Origin of the sequence: Kocuria sp. LUK (assembly GCF_021012935.1) — a bacterium.
Taxonomy (GTDB): Bacteria; Actinomycetota; Actinomycetes; order Actinomycetales; family Micrococcaceae; genus Kocuria; species Kocuria flava.
Window position 1 is genome coordinate 603,527 of sequence record NZ_JAJMZI010000001.1, and the last position, 20,395, is coordinate 623,921.

Sequence of the window (20,395 nt, forward strand, 5' to 3'; positions counted from 1 at the left end):
CGGCGTCCGGGGCGCGCCGCGGGGCTCAGCCGGCGGCCCACGCGTCGATCTCGGCGTGCAGCTCCCGGCGGCGGCCGGGGCCGGCGAACGAGGCGTCGACGGCGTGGCGGGCCAGGGTCTCGGCCTGGGTGTCGGTCAGCCCCAGCGCCTCCCGCAGGCCCCGGAAGTTGTCCCCCACGTAGCCGCCGAAGTACGCCGGGTCGTCGGAGTTGACGGTGACCACGAGCCCCGCCTCGAGCATCCGCAGCACCGGGTGGTCGGCGAGCTCGCCGACCACCCGCAGGCGCACGTTCGAGAACGGGCAGACGGTCAGCGGCACCCGCTCCCGCACGAGCCGCTCGACGAGGGCGGGGTCGCGCAGGCACTGGATGCCGTGGTCCACCCGCTCGACGCCCAGCACGTCGAGGGCCTCCCGGACGTACTCGGGGCCGGCCTCCTCCCCGGCGTGGGCGACGACGTGCAGCCCCGCGGCCCGGGCCCGGGCGAAGACCTCCTCGAACAGCCCCGGCGGGTGGCCCACCTCGGCGGAGTCGAGGCCGACGCCGTCGACCAGGCCCGGCTGCGCCACCGCGGCGTCGACCAGCTCGAGGGCCTCGGCCACGGGCCGGTCGCGCAGGAAGCACATGATCAGGGTGCTCGTGATCCCCCGCTCCGCCCGGGCCGCGTCCAGGGCGGAGCGGATGCCCTCCACGACCGCCGTCAGCGGCACGCCCCGCACCGTGTGGGCCTGGGGATCGAAGAACAGGTCGACGTGGCGCAGCCCCTGCGCGGCGGCCCGGTCGAGGTAGGCGCTCGTGAGGGCCTCGAAGTCGGCGGCCCCGCGCAGGACGGCCGTGGTCGCGTAGTAGAGCTCCAGGAAGGAGGAGAGGTCCTCGAAGTCGTACAGCCGTCTCAGCTCCTCGACCGAGGCGTACGGGAGGTCCACCCCGTTGCGGGCGGCCAGCTCGAACGCGAGCTCCGGCTCCAGGGTGCCCTCGACGTGCAGGTGCAGCTCCGCCTTGGGCAGGGCGTCCAGGTCCTTCCGCGCGTCCGCCACCGTCTTCTCCTCCTGCGCTCGGGCGCGCCCGGGCGGGCGCGCTCCCCGCATCCTACGCACCGGCGCCCGGCGGGCGGCGGGCGGCGGGCGGCTCGCCTAGGCTCGCCCCGGGGGCCGTCCCGGCAGCGGGCGGCGCCCCGGGCAGCGACGGGACGGCACGGAGCAGGAGGACGGCATGGGCGGGATCGTGGTGGTCGGGCAGGTCGGGCGGGACCTGGTCCTGGAGGTGGACGGGATCCCCCCGGAGGGCGGGTCCGCGCCGGTGCGCCGGCGCCGGGAGCTGCTCGGGGGAAAGGGCGCCAACCAGGCCGTGGGCTGCCGCCAGCTCGGGGTGCAGGCCGCGCTCGTGGCCGTCGTGGGCGCCGACGCCGCGGGCGCGGACGCCCTGGCCGCGGCGGCCGCCGACGGCATCGACGTGACCGGGGTGGTCCGCCGGGACGGGGCGGCCACGGCGCTGCTGGTCGACGTGGTCGGCCCGCCGGGGATCCGCCGGCTGCTCGAGGACGTCCCGGAGGAGGTCCTGCTGCGCCCGGACGACGTGCGGGCGGCCGCCGCGCTCCTCGGCGGTGCCGAGGCCGTGCTCCTGCAGCTCCAGCAGCCCGGCCCGGCCGTGGCCGAGGCGCTGCGCGCCGCCGCCCCCGGGTCGCTGGTCGTCGCCGACGGCGCCCCGGGCGACGAGCGGGTCCGGGAGCTGGTGCTGGAGCGCGCCGACGCGGTCCGCGCGGACACCGCCGAGACCGCGGCGCTGACCGGCCGGGCCCCCGAGGACACGGCCGGGACGCTCCGGGCGGCGCGGGAGCTGCTGGGGCGGGGCCCGCGCGTCGTCGCCCTGGCGAGCCCCGAGGGCGCGGACGTGGTGGCCTGGCCCGGCGGGCACGTGGTCCTGCCCCACCTCGAGCCGGACCCGGTGGACCCCACGGGCGGGGGCGACGCGTTCGTCGCGGCGCTGGCGGTCGGGCTGCTGCACGGCGAGGAGCCCGGCACCGCCGCCCGGTGGGCGGCGGCGGCCTCCGCGCAGGTCGCCGGCACCGCGGGCGGGCGCCCGGGGCTGTCCCCCGGGCTCGTGCGGCGGGGAGCCCCGCGCGGCTGAGCGGACCCGGACCCTCGCCCGGGCCGGGAGCCGGGCCGGGCACGGGAAGAGGCCGGTGGTCCGCGTTCCCGCGGTCCACCGGCCTCGAATTCGTCGGGCTGACAGGATTTGAACCTGCGACCCCTTGACCCCCAGTCAAGTGCGCTACCAAGCTGCGCCACAGCCCGAATTCCTCAGTGCGTTCCCGCCCTGAGCACTCGCAACACCATACAGCAACCCCGGACGGAATTCATCTCGGCGCCCGGCGGGTCAGCGCCGGCGCGCCCGCTTCTCGCGCACCCGCATCGAGACCTCGATCGGGGTGCCCCGGAAGCCGAAGGTCTCGCGCAGCCGGCGGGTGATGAAGCGCCGGTAGCCGGGCTCGAGGAACCCGCTGGTGAACAGCACGAACTTCGGGGGCCGGGAGGAGGCCTGGGTGCCGAAGAGGATGCGGGGCTGCTTGCCGCCGCGCACCGGGTGCGGGTGGGCGGCGACGATCTCGCCGAGGAACGCGTTGAGCCGGCCGGTGGGGATGCGGGTGTCCCACGACTCGAGCGCCGTCTCGAGGGCGGGCACCAGCTTGTCCTTGTGCCAGCCGGTGCGCGCGGAGACGTTCACGCGCGGGGCCCACGCCACGTGGGCGAGGTCGCGGTCGATCTCCTTCTCGAGGTAGTAGCGGCGGTCCTCGTCCACGAGGTCCCACTTGTTGAACGCGAGCACGAGCGCGCGCCCGGAGTCCACGGCCATCTGCAGGATCCGCACGTCCTGCTCGGAGAGCACCTCGTCGGCGGCCAGCAGCACCACCGCGACCTCGGCGCGCTCGAGCGCGGCCTGGGTGCGCAGGGAGGCGTAGAAGTCGGCGCCCTGCTGCATGTGCACGCGGCGGCGGATGCCGGCGGTGTCGATGAACCGCCACGGCTTCCCGCCCAGCTCGACGATCTCGTCGACGGGGTCGCGGGTCGTGCCGGCCAGCGGGTCGACGACGACGCGCTCCGTGCCGGCGAGCCGGTTCAGCAGCGAGGACTTGCCCACGTTGGGCCGGCCGATGAGCGCCACGCGGCGGGGCCCGCCCGTGATCTCGGTCCCGCCCACGGCGGAGAACTCGGGCAGGGCGGCCACGGCCGCGTCCAGGGCGTCGGCGGCGCCGCGCCCGTGCAGCGCGGAGACGGGGTGGGGCTCGCCCATGCCGAGGGACCACAGGTAGGTGGCCTCGACCTCGAGGGCCGGGGAGTCGACCTTGTTGGCCACGAGCACGACCGGCTTCTTCACCCGGCGGAGCATCTTCACGATGGCCTCGTCGGCGGCGGTGACCCCCACGGTGGTGTCGAGGACCAGCAGCACCGCGTCGGCGCGCTCCACGGCGAGCTCGGCCTGCTCGGCGACGCGGGCGTTGATGCCCTTGGCGTCGTACTCCCACCCGCCGGTGTCCACGAGGGTGAAGTTGCGCCCGTTCCAGGTGGCCCGGTAGGAGACGCGGTCGCGGGTCACCCCGGGGACGTCCTCCACGACCGCCTCGCGGCGGCCCAGGATGCGGTTGACCAGGGTGGACTTGCCGACGTTGGGCCGGCCCACGACGGCCAGCACCGGCGCGGGCCGGCGGGCCGGGGTCTCCTCCTCCGCCCCGCTCCAGTCCTCGAGCAGGGCGGCGTCCTCGTCGTCGAGCTCGTAGTCCTCCAGCCCGGCGCGCAGCACACGGGCGCGCTGCTCGGCCTCGTCGTCGCCGAGGGCCGCGAGCCGCTCGGCGACGTCGTCGGTCGCGGGCCCGTAGGTCTCGTCGTCGTGGGCGTGCTCGGGGGTCTCGGGGGTGCCGGTCATGGCTGTCCTTCGCTGGGCCGGTGCGGCCGGTTCGGGTGCGGGTGGCGGAGCGGGGCGGTCCCCGGCGCCAGTCTAGGCGGGGCGCCCGGCGGCGCGGACGACGACGTCGATCACGGCCTGGACGGTCTGCTCGACCGTCAGCTCGGAGGAGTCGACGGTCACGACGCCGTCCGCGGCGCGGGTGAAGTCGACGACCGTGGCGTCCTTGGCGTCGCGGCCCACGACCTGGCAGTGCAGGCGCTCGGCGTCCTGCTCCCCGCCCAGCTGCAGGCCGCGGCGGGCCATCCGGGCCCGCTCGTCGGCGGTGAGCAGGATCCGGGCGTCGGCGTCGGGGGCCACGACCGTGGTGATGTCGCGGCCCTCGGCCACGATCCGCCGGCCGCTGGCGGCGACGACCTGCTGCTGGCGGGCCACGAGCACGGCCCGGGCCCCGGGGTTGGTGGCGACCGCGCTGACGGCGTCGGTCACGCGCGAGCCGCGGATCGCGGCGGCGACGTCGGTGCCGCCGACGACGACCACCTCGCGGTCGGGGTCGGTGCCCTGCTCGAGGGGCAGCTCGGCCGCGGCCCCGGCCACGGCGGCGGCGTCGGTCAGGTCCACGCCCTGCTCGAGGCACCACCAGGTCAGGGCGCGGTACATCGCCCCGGTGTCCAGGTAGGCGAGGCCGAAGCGGCGGGCCACCTCCTTGGCGACGCTCGACTTCCCGGAGCCCGAGGGGCCGTCGATGGCGACGACCAGGGGCTCCTCCCCCGCCCCGGCGGGCGCCCCGCCGGGGGACGCGACGACTGCTTCGGTGGGACCCGTGTTCACTGCACGACCTTCCATCCGCGCTCCTGGAGCGCCTCGATCAGTTCCTTGCGGCGGTGGGGCAGCACCGAGACCTCGGCGAGGCCCACGGGCTGTCCCGGGGAGTGCTCGAGGCGCAGGTCCTCGAGGTTGACGCCGATCTCCCCGATCTCGGCCAGCAGGCGGGCCAGCTGGCCGGGCACGTCGCCGACGAGGACCGTGACGGTCTCGAAGGCCCGGGGCGCGCCGCCGTGCTTGCCGGGGATCCGCGCCCGCCCGGCGTTGCCCTCGGCCATCAGCTGGGCGATGTCCAGGCGCGCGCCGGGGGCCCGGGGGGCCTCGAGCGTGGCGATCAGGCGGTCGAGGTCCTCCCGGACCCCGTGCAGGGCGGCCACGACGGGCCCGGCGTTGGCGGCGAGGATCTGCACCCACAGCCCGGGGTCGGAGGCGGCGATGCGGGTGGTGTCCCGCAGCCCCTGCCCGGCCAGCGACAGGTGGTGCAGCGGGGTCTCCTGCAGCCGGGAGGCCAGCAGCGAGGACATCACCTGCGGCAGGTGGGAGATCAGCGCGACCGTGGCGTCGTGCTCGCGGGCGTCCATGAACGTCACGGTCGCCCCGAGGTCCACGGCCAGGTGCCGGGCGGCCGCCAGCGCGGCGGGCGAGGAGCTGCCGGAGTCGCACACGACCCACGGCATGGACGTGAACAGCTCCCCGCGGGCGGCCACCGGCCCGGAGCGCTCGCGCCCGGCCATCGGGTGGGTGCCCACGTAGCGGGTGAGGTCGGCCCCCCGGGCGCGCACGCCCTCGAGCACGGCCTCCTTGACGGAGGCGACGTCGAGGACGACGGCCGCCGGGTGCTCCTCCAGCGCCCGGGCGACCGTCTCGGCGGCGACGTCGGGCGGGACGGCGACGACGACGAGGGCCGGCTCCGGGAACCGGTCCCCCGCCGCGGCGCGGCAGGAGCGGCCGGCGCCGATGTCCTCGGCGACGGCCTCGGCGGTCGGGGAGGCGTCCTGGAGCCAGACCTCCACCCCGAGGTGGCGCAGCCCGAGGCCGATGCTCGCCCCGAGCAGCCCGGCGCCGACCACGAGGACGGGGCCCTCGGTCGCGGCGGGGGGCGTCGCGGGCTCAGCCGCGGGGGTGCGCGCCGCCACCGCCGTCCCTCACATCCCGACCGAGGCGAGCAGGTGCCCGACCTCGGTCTTCGACAGGCGGCGGACGGTGCCCTGGCGCTGGTCGCCGATGCGGATCGGGCCGACCTGGGTGCGCACCAGCTTCTCCACGGGGTGGCCCACCGCGTCGAAGAGCCGGCGCACGATCCGGTTGCGCCCCGAGTGCAGGACGACCTCCACGAGCAGGTGGCCGGGGGTCGAGTCGACGAGGCGGAACGAGTCGACCCTCGCCGGGCCGTCCTCGAGCTCGATGCCGGCCTTCATGACGGCGCCGATGCCCTTGTCCATGGGCCCGCGGACCTGCACGAGGTAGGTCTTGGGGACCTCGTAGGAGGGGTGGGTGAGGCGGTTGGCGAGCTCGCCGTCGTTGGTCAGCAGCAGCAGGCCCTCGGTCTCCACGTCGAGGCGGCCGACGTGGAAGACGCGCTCGTTGCGGCGGTGGTCCAGGAAGTCGGCGACGCACGGCCGGCCCTCGGGGTCCTCCATGGTCGAGAGCACGCCCTCGGGCTTGTTGAAGGCGTAGTAGACGAGGTTCTCGTCGAGCTGGACGCGGATGCCGTCCACGTGGATCTCCGCCGTGGCGGGGTCCACGCGCAGACCGAGCTCGGTGACGGTCTCCCCGTTGACCTGCACGCGGCCGGCCTCGATCATCTCCTCGCACACGCGCCGGGAGGCGACCCCGGCCTGGGCCATGAGCTTCTGCAGGCGCACACCGGCGGGATCGTGCTGGTCCAGGCGGTCCACGGGCGGGTTCTTGGGCCGCCGCTTGCGGTGCGGGCCCTTGGGCGGGACCGCCGGCATCCGGCGCGCCCCCCGCTCGGAGGCGGCGAAGGGCCGGGGTCCGGCGGGACCGCCCGAGCGGGCCGGGCCGCCCTGGCGGCCGGTGCGCTCCGGTCCGGCGCCGCGCGCGGCGCCCTTCGCGCCGGCGCGCCCTCCGGCCGCGGGGCCGGTCCGGGGGCCGCCCTGGGCCGAGCCGCGGGGACCGCCCTGGGCCGAGCCGCGCGAACCGCCCTGGGCACCACCGCGGGGACCGCCCTGGGCACCACCGCGGGGGCCGCCCTGGGCCGAGCCGCGCGAACCGCCGGCGGCGCCGCGGTCGGGGGTCCGGCCCCGGGCCCCGCCCGCGCCGGAGCCCTTGCCCCGGCCGGAGCCGCCCACGGCCCTGCCGGCCGAGCCGCGGCCCTGCGCGGGACGCCCGCCGGGGGTGCCGCGCCGGTCGCCGGGGCGGCCGGATGATGATCGTGAAGCAGCCATGGTGGTGTCTCAGTCCTCGTAGTCGTCGATCTGGTCGATGCCGGGCAGGTGGGGGGCGAGGTCGGGCAGCTCGTCGAGGGAGCCGATGCCCAACTTCTCCAGCAGGAGCGCGGTGGTGCCGTAGAGCACGGCACCGGACGCGGCGTCCCGCTCGAGCTCCCGCACGAGCCCGCGCTGCAGGAGCGTGCGCACCACGCCGTCGACGTTCACCCCGCGGATCGCGGAGATCCGCCCGCGGCTCACGGGCTGGCGGTAGGCCACCACGGCCAGGGTCTCCAGGGCCGCCTGGGACAGCCGGGCCGTCTGCCCCTCGGCGACGAACGCGGAGACCACCGGGGCGAACTCGCTGCGGGAGTAGATCCGCCAGCCGGCGCCGGTGCTGCGCAGCTCGAAGCCGCGCGGCTCCAGCTGACCATCATACCCCGGATCCGCCGGGCGGCCGTCGTACTCGGCGCGCAGCCGGTCGAGGACCCGCTGCACCGCGGCGACGGGCACCACGAGCGCGGCCGAGATCGCGTACTCGCTCACCGGCTCGTCGGCGACCATGAGGATCGCCTCGACGGCCGCGCGCAGCCCGCCGGGCAGCGCCTCGAGGTCGGGGCCGGCGCGCTCCCCGGGCGGCGGCGCGGGGTCGCTCACGCGGGCACCTCCGCCCGGCCCTCGACGACGGGGCCCTCCGGGGCCGGCGCGCGGGCCGGGTCCGCCGCCCCGGCACCGTCCGTGTCCTCGGCCAGCCGGTCGGCGCTCCAGCCGGGCCCTCCGGTCCAGCGCACGGTCAGCTCCCCGAGGGGTCCGTCCTGGACCAGGTCGACGACGGCGTCGCGGAACATCTCCAGCAGGGCGAGGAACCGCACGACCACCACGAGCGCCGAGGCGGCGTCGGCCACGAGGGCGCGGAAGCCGTGCGGGCGGCCGTCGGCGAGCAGCCCGGCGAGCACCTCGGCCTCGTCGCGCACGGTCACGGCGGCGCCGTGCAGGTGGTCGGTGCCGACCTCTGCGGGGGCCTCCGGGCGGGAGCTCAGGACGGCGAGCGCGAGGGCGGCGAACTGTTCGGGAGTGGTCCGCCAGTCCAGCTCGGGCAGGGCGGCGGCGGCCTGCGGGTCCAGGGGCGCGGACCGGGGCAGGCGTGCCGACTCGGCCCGCAGCCGCTCGTCGAGCAGGCCGGCCACCTCCTTGAACGCCTTGTACTGCAGCAGCCGGGCGAAGAGCAGGTCCCGGGCCTCGAGCAGCGCCAGGTCCTCCTCGTCCTCGACCTCCCCGCGCGGCAGCAGCCGGGCGGCCTTGAGGTCGAGCAGCGTGGCGGCCACGACGAGGAACTCGCTGGCCTCGTCGAGGGCCCGGGCGGAGCCCTCCTCCTGCAGGGCGCGCACGTACCGGAGGAACTCGTCGGTGACGGTGGCCAGGGCCACCGTGGTGATGTCGAGCTCGTGCTGGGCGATCAGGGAGAGCAGCACGTCGAAGGGTCCGGCGAAGTTCTCCAGGCGCACGGCGAAGCCCCCGGGACCCTCGTGCGGGACCGGGGGCTCGTCGGGGCTCATCAGGGCGCGCCCCCGCGGCTGATCAGCTCCCGGGCCAGCTGCCGGTAGGACTCGGCGCCCTGGTGGGCGGTCGCGAAGGAGAGGATCGGCTCGGCGGCCACGGTGGCGTCGGGGAACTTCACGGTGCGCTTGATCACGGTGTCGAAGACCTTCTCCCCGAAGGCGTCCACGATCCTGGCCATCACCTCGCGGGAGTGCAGGGTGCGGGAGTCGAACATCGTGGCGAGCACCCCGTCGATCTGCAGCCGCGGGTTCAGCCGGTCCTGGACCTTCTCGATGGAGTCCACGAGCAGGGCCACGGCCCGCAGGGCGAAGAACTCGGCGATCAGCGGGATGATCACCCCGTGGGCGGCGGTGAGGGCGTTGACCGTCAGCAGCCCCAGGGAGGGCTGGCAGTCGATGATGATGACGTCGTAGTGCTCCTCGACCTTGCGCAGCGCGCTGGCCAGGACCTGCTCGCGGGCGACCTCGGTCACGAGCTGGACCTCCGCGGCGGAGAGGTCGATGTTGGCCGGCAGCAGGTCCACGCCCTCGACCTCGGTCTCCTGCACGACGTCCCACACGTCCACGGAGCGGTCCATCATCACGTTGTAGACGGTCAGCTCGAGCTCGTGCGGGTTCGCCCCGAGGCCCGCGGAGAGCGCGCCCTGCGGGTCGAAGTCCACGAGCAGCACCTTCCGGCCCAGCTCGGCCAGCGCGGCCCCGAGGTTGATCGTGGAGGTGGTCTTGCCGACCCCGCCCTTCTGGTTGACCATCGCGATGATGCGCGCGGGCCCGTGCTCGGTCAGCTCGGGGGGCTCGGGGAAGTCCCGGACGGGGCGGCCGGTGGGGCCGACGGCCCCCGCCGTGTCCCGGCCCGTCCCGGGGATCCGCTCGTCGCTGCGCTGGCTCACTCGTGGCACCGTTCTTCCGTGTCGGGTTCTGGGGCGGCTCCGGCGGCCGGCGGGGCCGACCTGGGGCGTCGTCGGCGCCGGATCAGCCTCCAGGGTACCGCCGCCGCGGGCGGGGCCCGCAAACCGTCCCCGGCAGCGGCCGTGCCCGCCGTCCCGGAGGGGACGGCGGGCACGGCGGGTGCGGGCGGGCCGGTCAGCGCCCGGCCGCGGCCTCGGCGACCTGGGCCGGGGCCTCCCGGCGGGCCGGTGCGGCGTGCACGCCCGCGTCCATGGTGGCCTCGTCGAAGGGGTCCAGGCCGGAGAGCACCCGCTCGACCTGCACGAGGTCGATCTCGCGGGTCCACTTGCCCACGAGCAGGGTGGCCACCGCGTTGCCGGTGAAGTTGGTCAGCGCGCGGGCCTCGGACATGAACCGGTCGATGCCCACGATGATCCCCACCCCGTCGACCAGGTCCGGCCGGTGGGACTGCAGGCCCCCGGCGAGGGTCGCGAGACCGGCGCCGGTGACGCCGGCGGCGCCCTTGGAGGCGATGATCATGAACACCAGCAGGGAGATCTGCTCGCCCAGGGCCAGCGGGGAGCCCGTGGCCGAGGCCACGAAGAGGGCGGCCATGGTCAGGTAGATCGCGGTGCCGTCCAGGTTGAAGGAGTAGCCGGTGGGCACGGTCACGCCCACGACCGGCTTGGACACCCCGGCGTGCTCCATCTTGGCGATCAGCCGCGGCAGGGCGGCCTCGGAGGAGGAGGTGGAGAAGATGAGCAGGTACTCCCGGGCCAGGTACTTCATCAGCCGGAAGATGTTCACGCCGGTGACGAGCTTCAGCAGGGTGCCCAGCACGAGGACGATGAACAGCACGCAGGTGAGGTAGAAGGCGAGCATCAGGGTGGCCATGGAGACGATCGCCTGCACCCCGGTCTCGCCGACCACGCCGGCGATCGCGCCGAAGGCGCCGATGGGGGCGACCCACATGACCATCACGAGGATGCGGAAGACGAGGGCCTGGAGGTGGGCGACCGCCTTGAGGACGGGCTTGCCGGCCTCGCCCATCTGCTGCAGGGCGAAGCCCACGATCAGGGCGACGAAGAGGGTCTGCAGGATGTTGCCCTCGGTCAGGGACGAGACCAGGGTGGTGGGGATGATGCCCAGCAGGAACCCGACCGTGCCCTCGTCCTCGCCGTGTGAGCTCGCCGGCACCTCGTAGGCGCTGCCCTGGATGTCGAGGCCCTCGCCCGGGTGGACGAAGTTGCCCACGAGCAGGCCGATGGCCAGCGCGAGGGTCGACATGGCCATGAAGTAGCCCAGGGCCAGGCCGCCGACCTTGCCGACCGTCGCCGCCCGGGCGATCGAGCCGACGCCCAGGACGATGGTGCAGAAGATCACCGGGGCGATCATCATCTTGATCAGCGCGATGAAGGCGGTGCCCACCGGCTTGAGGGTGGTCGCGAACTCGGGGGCGGCCAGGCCCAGGACCGCGCCGGCGACGACGGCGACGATCACGAGGATGTAGAGGTAGTGGGTCCGGTCCTTCTTCTTCGGGGCGGACCGCTTCGGGTCGACGGGCTCCGTGGTCACGGCGGCCATGGTTCTCCTTGTGCCGGGGGTGCTCTGGGACGGGTCCCGCCCGGCGGACCGGGCGGCTGTGACGAGTCTCACCGGCGCCCGGGGCGGTGTCGCGTTGTGGTCATAATGGTCGTGACCCCCACCACAGGGGCGGGACGGCGGGAGGAGGCGCACGCGGATGTCCCTGGCCGGGCGGTTCCTGCGCCTCCAGCTCGCTGTCGTCGTGCTCGTCGTCGTCGCGGTGTCCCTGGTGCTCTACGACCAGGCCCGCGAGTCCGTCGAGGAGCGGGCCGTGGGCGTGACCCGCGCCGTGACCACCACGCTGGTGGACGACCCCTTCGTGCAGGAGGCGGTGCGCTCCCCCGACCCGCACGCGGCGCTGCAGCCCCTGACGGACCGGCTGCTGGCCGACACGGAGCTGGACTTCGTGACGATCATGGCCCCGGACGGGACCCGCTTCACCCACCCGGACCCGGACGAGGTGGGCCGGCCCTACCAGGGCGACCGCACGCACGCGCTGGCCGGGCAGTCCTGGACGTCCACGGAGCGCGGCGACCTGGGCCCGTCGGTGCGCACGATCGCCCCGGTGCGCGACGACGACGGCGAGATCGTGGCGCTGGTCTCGACGGGCGTGCTGCTGGACGCGCTGGCCGAGCGGGCGCTGCGGCAGCTGCCGGCGGTCCTGCTGGTCGGGGCGCTGCTGCTCGCGGCCTCCTCCGCCGTGGCCGCGCTGATGGCCCGCTACCTCGACCGGGCCACCCACGGGTGGGGGCCCGAGGAGCTCGCGCAGGTGCACGCCCTGCACGACGCCGTCCTCAACGAGGCCACCGAGGGCCTGCTGCTCGTCCACGACGGCGCGGTGGAGGTCGCCAACGCCCGGGCCCGGGAGCTGCTCGGCCTGCCGGGCCCGCCGGGGGACGCGGGCGGGCCCGCCGCCGTGCCCGTCGCCGGGCTGGGGCTGCCGGAGGCTCTCGAGCAGCTGCTGCTGGCCGGGACGCCCGTGCAGGAGCAGTGGTTCGTCGTCGGCGAGCGCACCCTGATCGTCTCGGCCCTGCCCGCCCGCGGTGCGCTGTCCGCGCGCGGGACGGTGGTCGTGCTGCGCGACCACACCGAGATCTCGCGGCTGTCCGGGCAGCTGCGCGCGGCCACGACGATGGCCGCGGCGCTGCGCGCGCAGACCCACGAGCACGCGAACCGGATGCACACGGTGGTCTCGCTGCTCGAGCTGGGCCGGGCCGGGGAGGCCCTCGAGTTCGCCTCGGCCGACCGGGCCCGGGCCCTGGAGCTCTCCCACGACCTCGTGGACCGGCTCGAGGACCCGTTCCTCGCGGCGCTGCTCGTCGGCAAGACCGCCGCCGCCCACGAGCGCGGGGTCGAGCTGGTCGTCGACGTCGAGGCCGGCCTGCCCGCGGTCCCCGTCCCGCCCGCGGACCTCGTCACGCTCGTGGGCAACCTCGTGGACAACGCCGTCGAGGCCGCCGCCGAGAACGCCGCCCGGGCCCGGCCCGTGGTCGAGGTCGCCCTGACCCACGGGTGGGCCGGCGAGGAGGAGCGGCCGGCCGTGGTCGTGACGGTCGCCGACTCCGGGATGGGCGCGGCCACCCGCCTGGGCGAGGCGATGTGGGAGGCCGGCAGCACGACCAAGCCCGCGGGCCCGGAGGGCCGCGGGGTGGGCCTGCACCTGGTGCGGGAGGTGGTCCGGCGCTGGGGCGGGCGGATCGAGCACGTCGACGACGGCGGTGCGGTGTTCACGGTGACGTTCCCGCTGCCGCGCACCGCGGGGGCCGCCGCGCCGGGGGGCACAACGTGAGCGCGCCGGTGCGCGTGCTCGTGGTCGACGACGAGCCGCTCACCGCGGCCGCGCACGCCGAGTACGTCCGGCGCACCCCCGGCTTCGAGCTGGCGGGCACGGCCGTGTCGGGGCGCACCGCGGTGCAGGCCGTGCGCGCCGCCCGGGGTGCGGGCCGGCCCGTGGACCTCGTGCTGCTCGACGTGAACCTCCCGGACGTCTCCGGGCTGGACGTGGCCCGCGGGCTGCGGGCGGCGGGCGAGTCCGTGGACCTGCTCGTGGTCACGGCCCACCGGGACGTCGCCACCGTGCGCCGGGCCGGCACCCTCGGCGTGGTCGGCTACCTCATCAAGCCCTTCACCTACGCCGCGCTCGAGGAGAAGCTCGCCTCCTACCGCCGCTACCGCGGGCTGCTGGGCCGCGGGGGGTCCGTGGACCAGGCCGAGGTCGACCGGGCCTTCGCCGCGCTCGGCGAGTCCGCCCCGGCGCCGGCGCCGAAGGGGCTGTCCCCGCAGACGCTCGCGGCCGTGACGGAGCTGGTGCGCGGCGGCGCCTGGCTCTCGGCCGGGGAGGTCGCCGAGCGCAGCGCCCTGTCACGGGTCACGGCCCGCCGCTACCTCGAGCACCTCGCCGAGCGCGGGCTCGTGGCGCGCCGGGCACGCTACGGCACGCCCGGGCGCCCGGAGCAGGAGTACGGCTGGGCCGGCGGGCGCGGCCCGTCCCGCCCCTGAGCGCCCGCCGGGAGCGGAGCGCCCCCGCCGGGAGCGGACGGGCCCGCCGGGGGCGCTCCGCTCCCGGCGGGCGGCGCCGCCCCCGGCACGACCGGCGCCCCGTCCGGAGCGGGCCCGCCCGGCCGGGGCCGCTCAGCGGGGCGGGCGGAGCACCTCGGCCAGGGCGTCGAGCACCGAGGAGTCCTCGATCGTGGAGGGCACGGTCCACTCCTGGCCGTCGGCCATCTGCCGCATGGTCTTGCGCAGGATCTTGCCCGAGCGGGTCTTCGGCAGGGCCTCGACCACGAAGACGTCCTTGAAGTCGGCCACGGCCCCGATCTGCTCCCGGACCGTGGCCACGAGCTCGGTGCGCAGCTGTTCCTCGGGGATCCGCGCCCCGGCCTTGAGCACCACGTACCCGGCCGGGCGCTGGCCCTTGAGCGGGTCGGCCACGCCGATGACGGCGCACTCGGCCACCGCCGGGTGCGCCGCCAGGACCTGTTCCATCGCGCCCGTGGACAGCCGGTGGCCGGAGACGTTGATGACGTCGTCGGTGCGGCCCATGACGTAGACGTAGCCGTCCTCGTCCACGTGCCCGGAGTCGCCGGTCGCGTAGTAGCCGGGGAAGGCCGTGAGGTAGGACTCCACGAACCGCCGGTCGTCGCCCCACAGCGTCGTCAGCGTGCCCGGCGGCAGCGGCAGGCGCAGGGCGATGTTGCCGTCCTCCCCCGGCGCCACGGGCTGCCCCAGCGGGTCGAGGATCTCCACCCGGTACCCGGGCACCGGTACGGACGGCGACCCGGCCTTCAGCGGCAGCCGCTCGATGCCGTACGGGTTCGCGCAGATCGCCCACCCGGTCTCCGTCTGCCACCAGTGGTCGACGACGGGCACCCCCAGCACCCGCCCGGCCCAGCTCCAGGTCTCCGGGTCGAGCCGCTCCCCCGCCACGAACAGCGTCTCGAGGGACCCGGTGTCGTGCCGGCGCACGAGCTCCCCCTCCGGGTCGGCCCGGCGGATGGCGCGCAGGGCCGTGGGCGCGGTGAACAGCACCTTGACGCGGTGCTCCTCCACCCGCTGCCAGAACGCCCCGGCGTCCGGGGTGCCCACGGGCTTGCCCTCGTAGAGGACCGTGGTCGCCCCGGCGAGCAGGGGTCCGTAGACGATGTAGGAGTGCCCGACAACCCAGCCGACGTCGGAGGCCGTCCACATCACGTCCCCCGGCCGGACGTCGTAGATGTGGCGCATCGACCACGTCAGGGCCACCGCGTGCCCGCCGTTGTCCCGGACCACGCCCTTGGGCGCCCCGGTGGTGCCGGAGGTGTAGAGGACGTAGAGCGGGTCGGTGGCCGCCACCGGCACGGGGGCGGCCGGCTCGGCGCCCTCGAGCGCCTCGTCCCAGCTCAGCCACTGCACCGCGGGCTGCCCGTCGCGGCCGGCGCGTCCCCGGGCGCCCTCGACGTCGTGCTCGAAGCCCGCCCGCTCGTGCACCACCACGGCCTCCGGGTCGTGCTCGGCCAGCCGCAGCGCCTCCTCCACGGCGGGGATGTACTCGATCCGCCGCTTGGGCTCCACCCCTCCGGTCGTGGTCACGACCAGCCGCGGCCGGGAATCGTCGATGCGGGCGGCCAGCTCCTTGGGGGCGAAGCCGCCGAAGACGACCGAGTGCACGGCGCCCAGGCGGGCGCACGCCAGCATCGCCACCGGCGCCTGCGGGATCATCGGCAGGTAGATCAGCACGCGGTCGCCCCTGCCGACGCCCCGGGCGGCGAGCGCCCCGGCGAAGCGGGCGACCTCGTCGCGCAGTCGCGCGTAGCTGTAGTGCTCCTGCACACCCAGGACCGCGGAGTCGTAGATCAGGGCGGTGCGCTCCCCGTGGCCGGCCTCCACGTGGCGGTCCAGGGCGTTGTAGGCGGTGTTGAGCCGGCCGTCGGGGAACCAGCGGTAGAGGGGCGCCGAGCTGTCGTCGAGGGCGCGGGTGGGCGGCTCGTCCCAGTCCACGGCCCGGGCCGCCTCGAGCCAGAAGCCCTCCGGGTCCTCGGTGCTGCGGCGGTAGACCTCGGCGTAGCCGGGGCCGGCCGGTGCGTCCTGCGGCGGGGTGGGACGGTCGTCGCTCATGGTTCCTCCGGTGCCTCGCGGGTGCCGTGCCGGCCGCCCCGCCCGCATCGGCACGCGGGCGGGGCGGCGGCAGGGTGCTGGTCGTGTCTGCCAATCTAGTGGCAAGGATCACACCCGGCAAGGGGTGTGTATACACAACTGGCGGAAAGTCTGGGACAATTGGCCGAAGCCTGGCTAACCTGGGGCTGTTATGTATACACTGACGATGTCCTGTGAGATGGATCACCGGATCGGCCCCGCGGCCCCCGGCCGCGGACCGGGAGCGAGGAAGGAGGCCGCCGTGCGAGCCAGCGAGCGCGCCTACCAGGCCCTGCGCGAGGACATCGTCGAGTGGCGGTTGCTGCCGGGACAGCTGCTCGGCGAGGTCGAGCAGTCCGAGCGCTTCGGCATCTCCCGCACGCCCGTGCGCGAGGCCCTGAGCCGACTGACGGCCGACGGGCTCGCGGAGCCCCACCGCGGCCGCGGGGTCGTCGTCTCCCAGGTCTCCCTCGAGGACGTCCGCGCGCTGTTCGAGCTGCGGGAGGCCCTGGACTGCCGGGCGGCCCGGCTCGCCGCCCGCCGCCGCGACCCCCGGGTCTTCGAGGGCCTGGCCGCCGAGCTCGAGGCCGCCTCGGCCCCGGCGGCGGAGCGGGGCGGCTACTACGAGCTCGTCGAGCGCATGGACCGGGCCATCGACGAGGCCGCCGGCAACACCTACCTCGCGTCCGCCCAGCGCTCCCTGCGCCTGCACCTGGCGCGGGTGCGCAAGCTCTCCCGCACCAACCCCGACCGTCTCGTGCGGGCCGCCGCCGAGCACGCCCAGATCGCCCGGGCGATCGCCGCGGGCGCCGAGGAGCTCGCCGAGGCCGCCACCCGCGTGCACCTGGCCAACTCGCTGCAGGCGGTGCTCACCACGCCCGTGCGCGAGTGGGTGGCCCCCGCCCCGCCGCTGGACGAGGCCGGCTGAGCCCGCCCGGCACGGCGGGCCGGCCCCCGACCCACGCACCCCCGAACCACCGACCGCCCCGAACGCTACACCCGAGAGGAAGACCCATGACCGTCCTGCACACCGTGCGCGTCCACCCGTCCGCGGACAACCTGCCCCGCGAGGAGCAGCTGGCCTGGAAGATGGCCGAGGTCGCCGCCGACCCGGTCGAGGTGACCCCCGAGGTCACCGAGATGGTGATCAACCGGATCCTCGACAACGCCTCCGTGGCCATCGCCTCCCTGGACCGGGGCCCGATCGTCTCCGCCCGCGACCAGGCCCTGGCCCACGCCGCGACCCCCGGCGGCACCGGCTCGGCGCTGTTCGGCGTGCACCCCGGCGAGCGGAAGGTCTCCCCCGAGTGGGCGGCCTGGGCCAACGGCGTGGCGGTGCGCGAGCTCGACTACCACGACACCTTCCTCGCCGCGGAGTACTCCCACCCCGGGGACAACATCCCGCCGATCCTCGCCGTCGCCCAGCACGCCGGGGCCTCCGGTGCGGACCTGGTGCGCGGGATCGCCACCGGCTACGAGCTCCAGGTCGACCTGGTGAAGTCGATCTGCCTGCACAAGCACAAGATCGACCACGTGGCCCACCTCGGTCCCTCCGCCGCGGCCGGGATCGGGACGCTGCTCGGGCTCGACGTGCCGACGATCTTCCACGCCATCGGCCAGGGCCTGCACACCACGACCGCGACCCGCCAGTCCCGCAAGGGCGAGATCTCCACGTGGAAGGCCCACGCCCCCGCCTTCGCCGGCAAGATGGCCGTCGAGGCCGTCGACCGGGCGATGCGCGGGCAGACCTCCCCCACCCCCATCTACGAGGGCGAGGACGGCGTCATCGCGTGGCTGCTGGACGGCCCCGGGGCCTGCTACGAGGTGCCGCTGCCCGCCCCGGGCGAGGCCAAGCGGGCCATCCTCGACACCTACACCAAGGAGCACTCCGCCGAGTACCAGGCCCAGGCCTGGATCGACCTCGCCCGGAAGCTGCACCGCGAGCGCCCCGAGCTGGCCGACCCCTCCCGGATCGAGCGGATCGTGCTGCACACCTCCCACCACACCCACTACGTGATCGGCTCCGGGGCGGGCGACCCGCAGAAGTACGACCCGGCCGCCACCCGGGAGACCCTCGACCACTCGATCCCCTACATCTTCACGGTCGCCCTCCAGGACGGCGCCTGGCACCACGTGGGCTCCTATGCCCCGGAGCGCGCCGGCCGCCCCGACACGGTGTCCCTGTGGCACAAGGTCACCACCGCCGAGGACGCCGAGTGGACCCGCCGCTACCACTCCCTCGACCCCCAGGAGAAGGCCTTCGGCGGCCGCGCCGAGATCGTCCTGACGGACGGGTCCACCGTCGTCGAGGAGATCGCGGTGGCCGACGCCCACCCGCTGGGCGCCCGTCCCTTCGCCCGCGAGCAGTACGTCGCGAAGCTGCGCACCCTGGCGGAGGGCATCGTCGAGGACGCCGAGCTCGACCGGTTCATCGCCGCGGCCGAGAACCTCACCTCGCTCGGGGCCGGGGAGCTGGACGCGCTCAACGTCACCGCCGCCCGCACCCTGCGCACCGGCACGAAGGGAGTCTTCTGAGCATGCTGTTCTCCACCACCACCCCCGAGGCCAAGCGCCGGGCGCTGCGCGAGATGCTCGCCTCCGGGCGCACCGTGCAGTTCCCCGGGGCCTTCACCCCGCTGTCCACGAGGCTGATCGCCGAGCAGGGCTTCGACGGCGTCTACATCTCCGGGGCCGTGCTCGCCAACGAGCTGGGCTTCCCGGACATCGGCCTCACGGCCCTGCCCGAGGTCGCGCAGCGGGCCGGGCAGATCGCCCGGGTCACGGACCTGCCGTGCCTGGTTGACGCCGACACCGGCTTCGGCGAGCCGATGAACGTGGCCCGCACCGTGCAGGAGCTCGAGAACGCGGGGCTGGCCGGGTGCCACATCGAGGACCAGTTCAACCCCAAGCGCTGCGGGCACCTGGACGGGAAGAACGTCGTGGACCTGGAGACGGCCGTCAAGCGCGTGGCCGCCGCCGCCCAGGCCCGCCGCGACCCGGACTTCCTGGTGATGGCCCGCACCGACGTCCGCGGGGTGGACGGCCTGAAGGCCGCCACCGACCGGGCGAAGGCCCTCGTCGATGCCGGGGCGGACGCGATCTTCCCGGAGGCGATGGCCGACCTGTCGGAGTTCGAGGCCATGCGCGCCGCGGTCGACGTGCCGATCCTGGCGAACATGACGGAGTTCGGGAAGTCGGAGCTGTTCACCCTTGACCAGCTCCAGGACGTGGGGGTCAACATGGTCATCTACCCCGTCACGCTGCTGCGCAGCGCCCTCGGGGCGATGGAGCGGGTGCTGACCACCCTGCGCGCCGACGGCACCCAGCAGGCCGCCGTGGACGAGATGCTCACCCGCGCCCGGCTCTACGAGCTCGTGGACTACACCGGCTACAACCGGTTCGACTCGGGGATCTTCGACTTCGAGGTCCCCGGCCTGCACCGCTGATCCGACCCGCACCCATTCCGATCCCCCAGGAGAACCTCATGACCGAGTCCCAGACCGAGGTCCGCAAGGGCCTGGCCGGCGTCGTCGCCGACTACACGGCCGTCTCCAAGGTCAACCCCGAGACCAACTCCCTGCTCTACCGCGGCTACCCGGTCCAGGAGCTGGCCGCGTCCTGCTCGATGGAGCAGGTGGCGCTGCTGCTGTGGAACGGCGAGCTGCCCACGGAGGAGGAGCTGGCCGAGTTCACGGCCCGGGAGCGGGCCCACCGCGCGCTGACCCCGGAGCTGAAGGCGATCGTCGACGCGCTGCCGACCACCTGTCACCCCATGGACGTGTGCCGCACCGCGGCCTCCGTCCTGGGCGCCCAGGACCCCGAGGCGGAGGACTCCTCCCCGGCGGCGAACCTGCGCAAGGCCCAGAAGCTGTTCGCGGCCATGCCGGCGGTCGTCTGCTACGACCAGCGCCGCCGCCGCGGCCAGGAGCCCGTCGCCCCGCGCGAGGACCTCGGCTACTCCGCCAACTTCCTGTGGATGGCCTTCGGGGAGGAGGCCGACCCGGCGGTGGTCGAGGCGTTCAACACCTCGATGATCCTCTACGCCGAGCACTCCTTCAACGCCTCGACGTTCACCGCCCGCGTGGTCACCTCGACCCTGTCGGACCTGCACTCGGCGGTCACGGCGGCGATCGGTGCGCTCAAGGGCCCGCTGCACGGCGGGGCCAACGAGGCCGTCATGGAGACCTTCGAGGAGCTGGGCATCCGCGCCGACGAGTCCCCGGAGGACGCCGAGGCCCGGGCCAAGGCCTGGATGGAGGAGGCGCTGGCGGCGAAGAAGAAGATCATGGGCTTCGGCCACCGGGTCTACAAGCACGGCGACTCCCGGGTGCCCACGATGAAGGCCGCCCTGGACCGGATGATCGACCACTACGGCCGCCCGGAGCTGCTGGGGCTGTACAACGGCCTGGAGAGGGCCATGGGCGAGGCCAAGGACATCAAGCCCAACCTCGACTACCCGGCCGGGCCGACCTACTGGCTGATGGGCTTCGACATCCCGACCTTCACCCCGCTGTTCGTCGCCGCCCGGATCACGGGCTGGACCGCGCACGTCATGGAGCAGGTCGCGGCCAATTCCCTGATCCGCCCGCTGTCGGAGTACAACGGTCCCGACGAGCGGCACGTGCCCGGCGCCTGAGCC

General features: G+C 75.2%; 17 protein-coding genes and 1 tRNA gene. 7 read left to right on the forward strand and 11 right to left on the reverse strand.

Features of this window, described 5'->3' with window-relative positions; genetic code table 11:
- Nucleotides 1–25 precede the first annotated feature (25 nt).
- Nucleotides 26–1,036: an adenosine deaminase gene (locus LQU92_RS02735; protein WP_230660559.1), complete on the reverse strand. Its 1,011-nt coding sequence runs from the start codon at nucleotides 1,034–1,036 to the stop codon at nucleotides 26–28.
- 175 nt (nucleotides 1,037–1,211) lie between these two features.
- Here LQU92_RS02735 and LQU92_RS02740 point away from each other — a divergent pair, with 175 nt between their 5' ends.
- A complete protein-coding gene (locus LQU92_RS02740; protein ID WP_230660562.1) occupies nucleotides 1,212–2,126 on the forward strand; it encodes a PfkB family carbohydrate kinase in 915 nt (304 codons plus the stop codon).
- Between the two features lie 93 nt (nucleotides 2,127–2,219).
- Here the strand turns inward: LQU92_RS02740 and LQU92_RS02745 are convergent.
- The 9 genes from LQU92_RS02745 to LQU92_RS02785 form a co-directional block, all read right to left on the reverse strand.
- Nucleotides 2,220–2,293 (reverse strand) — tRNA-Pro (locus LQU92_RS02745).
- Nucleotides 2,294–2,375: 82 nt separating this feature from the next.
- The gene (gene der, locus LQU92_RS02750) at nucleotides 2,376–3,920 is read right to left on the reverse strand and encodes a ribosome biogenesis GTPase Der (RefSeq protein WP_230660565.1); all 1,545 of its coding nucleotides are present in this window, start codon (nucleotides 3,918–3,920) and stop codon (nucleotides 2,376–2,378) included.
- A 72-nt stretch (nucleotides 3,921–3,992) separates the two neighbouring features.
- On the reverse strand, nucleotides 3,993–4,745 hold the full coding sequence (cmk, locus tag LQU92_RS02755) for a (d)CMP kinase (protein WP_230660568.1): 753 nt from the start codon (nucleotides 4,743–4,745) through the stop codon (nucleotides 3,993–3,995).
- Nucleotides 4,727–5,860 carry a prephenate dehydrogenase gene (locus tag LQU92_RS02760; protein ID WP_230660571.1) on the reverse strand — a complete coding sequence of 378 codons (1,134 nt, stop codon included), beginning with the start codon at nucleotides 5,858–5,860 and terminating at the stop codon, nucleotides 4,727–4,729. Before LQU92_RS02760 ends, cmk begins: the two co-directional genes overlap by 19 nt.
- Before the next feature lie 9 nt (nucleotides 5,861–5,869).
- Entirely contained in the window at nucleotides 5,870–7,132 is a 1,263-nt protein-coding gene (locus LQU92_RS02765) for a pseudouridine synthase (RefSeq protein ID WP_230660574.1), read from the reverse strand.
- A 9-nt stretch (nucleotides 7,133–7,141) separates the two neighbouring features.
- On the reverse strand, nucleotides 7,142–7,771 hold the full coding sequence (locus LQU92_RS02770; protein WP_230660577.1) for an SMC-Scp complex subunit ScpB: 630 nt from the start codon (nucleotides 7,769–7,771) through the stop codon (nucleotides 7,142–7,144).
- Complete coding sequence (locus tag LQU92_RS02775) at nucleotides 7,768–8,670, reverse strand: ScpA family protein (protein WP_230660580.1); 903 nt, start codon at nucleotides 8,668–8,670, stop codon at nucleotides 7,768–7,770. Before LQU92_RS02775 ends, LQU92_RS02770 begins: the two co-directional genes overlap by 4 nt.
- Nucleotides 8,670–9,563, reverse strand: a complete 894-nt coding sequence (locus LQU92_RS02780) for a ParA family protein (RefSeq protein ID WP_058858537.1) — start codon at nucleotides 9,561–9,563, stop codon at nucleotides 8,670–8,672. The genes LQU92_RS02775 and LQU92_RS02780 overlap by 1 nt, the downstream gene beginning before the upstream one ends.
- A 193-nt stretch (nucleotides 9,564–9,756) precedes the next feature.
- Nucleotides 9,757–11,145, reverse strand: a complete 1,389-nt coding sequence (locus LQU92_RS02785; protein WP_230660583.1) for a cation:dicarboxylate symporter family transporter — start codon at nucleotides 11,143–11,145, stop codon at nucleotides 9,757–9,759.
- 157 nt (nucleotides 11,146–11,302) lie between these two features.
- Here LQU92_RS02785 and LQU92_RS02790 point away from each other — a divergent pair, with 157 nt between their 5' ends.
- Nucleotides 11,303–12,934: an ATP-binding protein gene (locus tag LQU92_RS02790; RefSeq protein ID WP_101852564.1), complete on the forward strand. Its 1,632-nt coding sequence runs from the start codon at nucleotides 11,303–11,305 to the stop codon at nucleotides 12,932–12,934.
- Nucleotides 12,931–13,644 carry a response regulator gene (locus LQU92_RS02795; RefSeq protein ID WP_101852565.1) on the forward strand — a complete coding sequence of 238 codons (714 nt, stop codon included), beginning with the start codon at nucleotides 12,931–12,933 and terminating at the stop codon, nucleotides 13,642–13,644. Before LQU92_RS02790 ends, LQU92_RS02795 begins: the two co-directional genes overlap by 4 nt.
- Nucleotides 13,645–13,776: 132 nt before the next feature.
- Here the strand turns inward: LQU92_RS02795 and LQU92_RS02800 are convergent, their stop codons facing one another.
- Nucleotides 13,777–15,738 carry a propionyl-CoA synthetase gene (locus LQU92_RS02800; protein ID WP_230660586.1) on the reverse strand — a complete coding sequence of 654 codons (1,962 nt, stop codon included), beginning with the start codon at nucleotides 15,736–15,738 and terminating at the stop codon, nucleotides 13,777–13,779.
- 280 nt (nucleotides 15,739–16,018) lie between these two features.
- Here LQU92_RS02800 and LQU92_RS02805 point away from each other — a divergent pair, with 280 nt between their 5' ends.
- From LQU92_RS02805 to LQU92_RS02820, 4 genes are all read left to right on the forward strand, one after another.
- Entirely contained in the window at nucleotides 16,019–16,684 is a 666-nt protein-coding gene (locus LQU92_RS02805) for a GntR family transcriptional regulator (protein WP_230660589.1), read from the forward strand.
- Between the two features lie 86 nt (nucleotides 16,685–16,770).
- On the forward strand, nucleotides 16,771–18,291 hold the full coding sequence (locus LQU92_RS02810) for an MmgE/PrpD family protein (RefSeq protein ID WP_101852568.1): 1,521 nt from the start codon (nucleotides 16,771–16,773) through the stop codon (nucleotides 18,289–18,291).
- Nucleotides 18,292–18,293: 2 nt separating this feature from the next.
- Entirely contained in the window at nucleotides 18,294–19,202 is a 909-nt protein-coding gene (gene prpB, locus LQU92_RS02815; RefSeq protein ID WP_230660591.1) for a methylisocitrate lyase, read from the forward strand.
- A gap of 38 nt (nucleotides 19,203–19,240) precedes the next feature.
- On the forward strand, nucleotides 19,241–20,392 hold the full coding sequence (locus LQU92_RS02820; protein ID WP_230660594.1) for a bifunctional 2-methylcitrate synthase/citrate synthase: 1,152 nt from the start codon (nucleotides 19,241–19,243) through the stop codon (nucleotides 20,390–20,392).
- Nucleotides 20,393–20,395 lie beyond the last annotated feature (3 nt).

What these genes read in the sequence shown, in the direction of transcription:
- LQU92_RS02740 (WP_230660562.1), top strand. Translation starts at nt 1,212, where the DNA reads ATGGGCGGGATCGTGGTGGTCGGGCAGGTCGGGCGGGACCTGGTCCTG.
- der (WP_230660565.1), bottom strand. Translation starts at nt 3,920, where the DNA reads ATGACCGGCACCCCCGAGACCCCCGAGCACGCCCACGACGACGAGACC.
- cmk (WP_230660568.1), bottom strand. Translation starts at nt 4,745, where the DNA reads ATGGAAGGTCGTGCAGTGAACACGGGTCCCACCGAAGCAGTCGTCGCG.
- LQU92_RS02765 (WP_230660574.1), bottom strand. Translation starts at nt 7,132, where the DNA reads ATGGCTGCTTCACGATCATCATCCGGCCGCCCCGGCGACCGGCGCGGC.
- LQU92_RS02775 (WP_230660580.1), bottom strand. Translation starts at nt 8,670, where the DNA reads ATGAGCCCCGACGAGCCCCCGGTCCCGCACGAGGGTCCCGGGGGCTTC.
- LQU92_RS02785 (WP_230660583.1), bottom strand. Translation starts at nt 11,145, where the DNA reads ATGGCCGCCGTGACCACGGAGCCCGTCGACCCGAAGCGGTCCGCCCCG.
- LQU92_RS02790 (WP_101852564.1), top strand. Translation starts at nt 11,303, where the DNA reads ATGTCCCTGGCCGGGCGGTTCCTGCGCCTCCAGCTCGCTGTCGTCGTG.
- LQU92_RS02800 (WP_230660586.1), bottom strand. Translation starts at nt 15,738, where the DNA reads ATGAGCGACGACCGTCCCACCCCGCCGCAGGACGCACCGGCCGGCCCC.
- LQU92_RS02810 (WP_101852568.1), top strand. Translation starts at nt 16,771, where the DNA reads ATGACCGTCCTGCACACCGTGCGCGTCCACCCGTCCGCGGACAACCTG.
- prpB (WP_230660591.1), top strand. Translation starts at nt 18,294, where the DNA reads ATGCTGTTCTCCACCACCACCCCCGAGGCCAAGCGCCGGGCGCTGCGC.
- LQU92_RS02820 (WP_230660594.1), top strand. Translation starts at nt 19,241, where the DNA reads ATGACCGAGTCCCAGACCGAGGTCCGCAAGGGCCTGGCCGGCGTCGTC.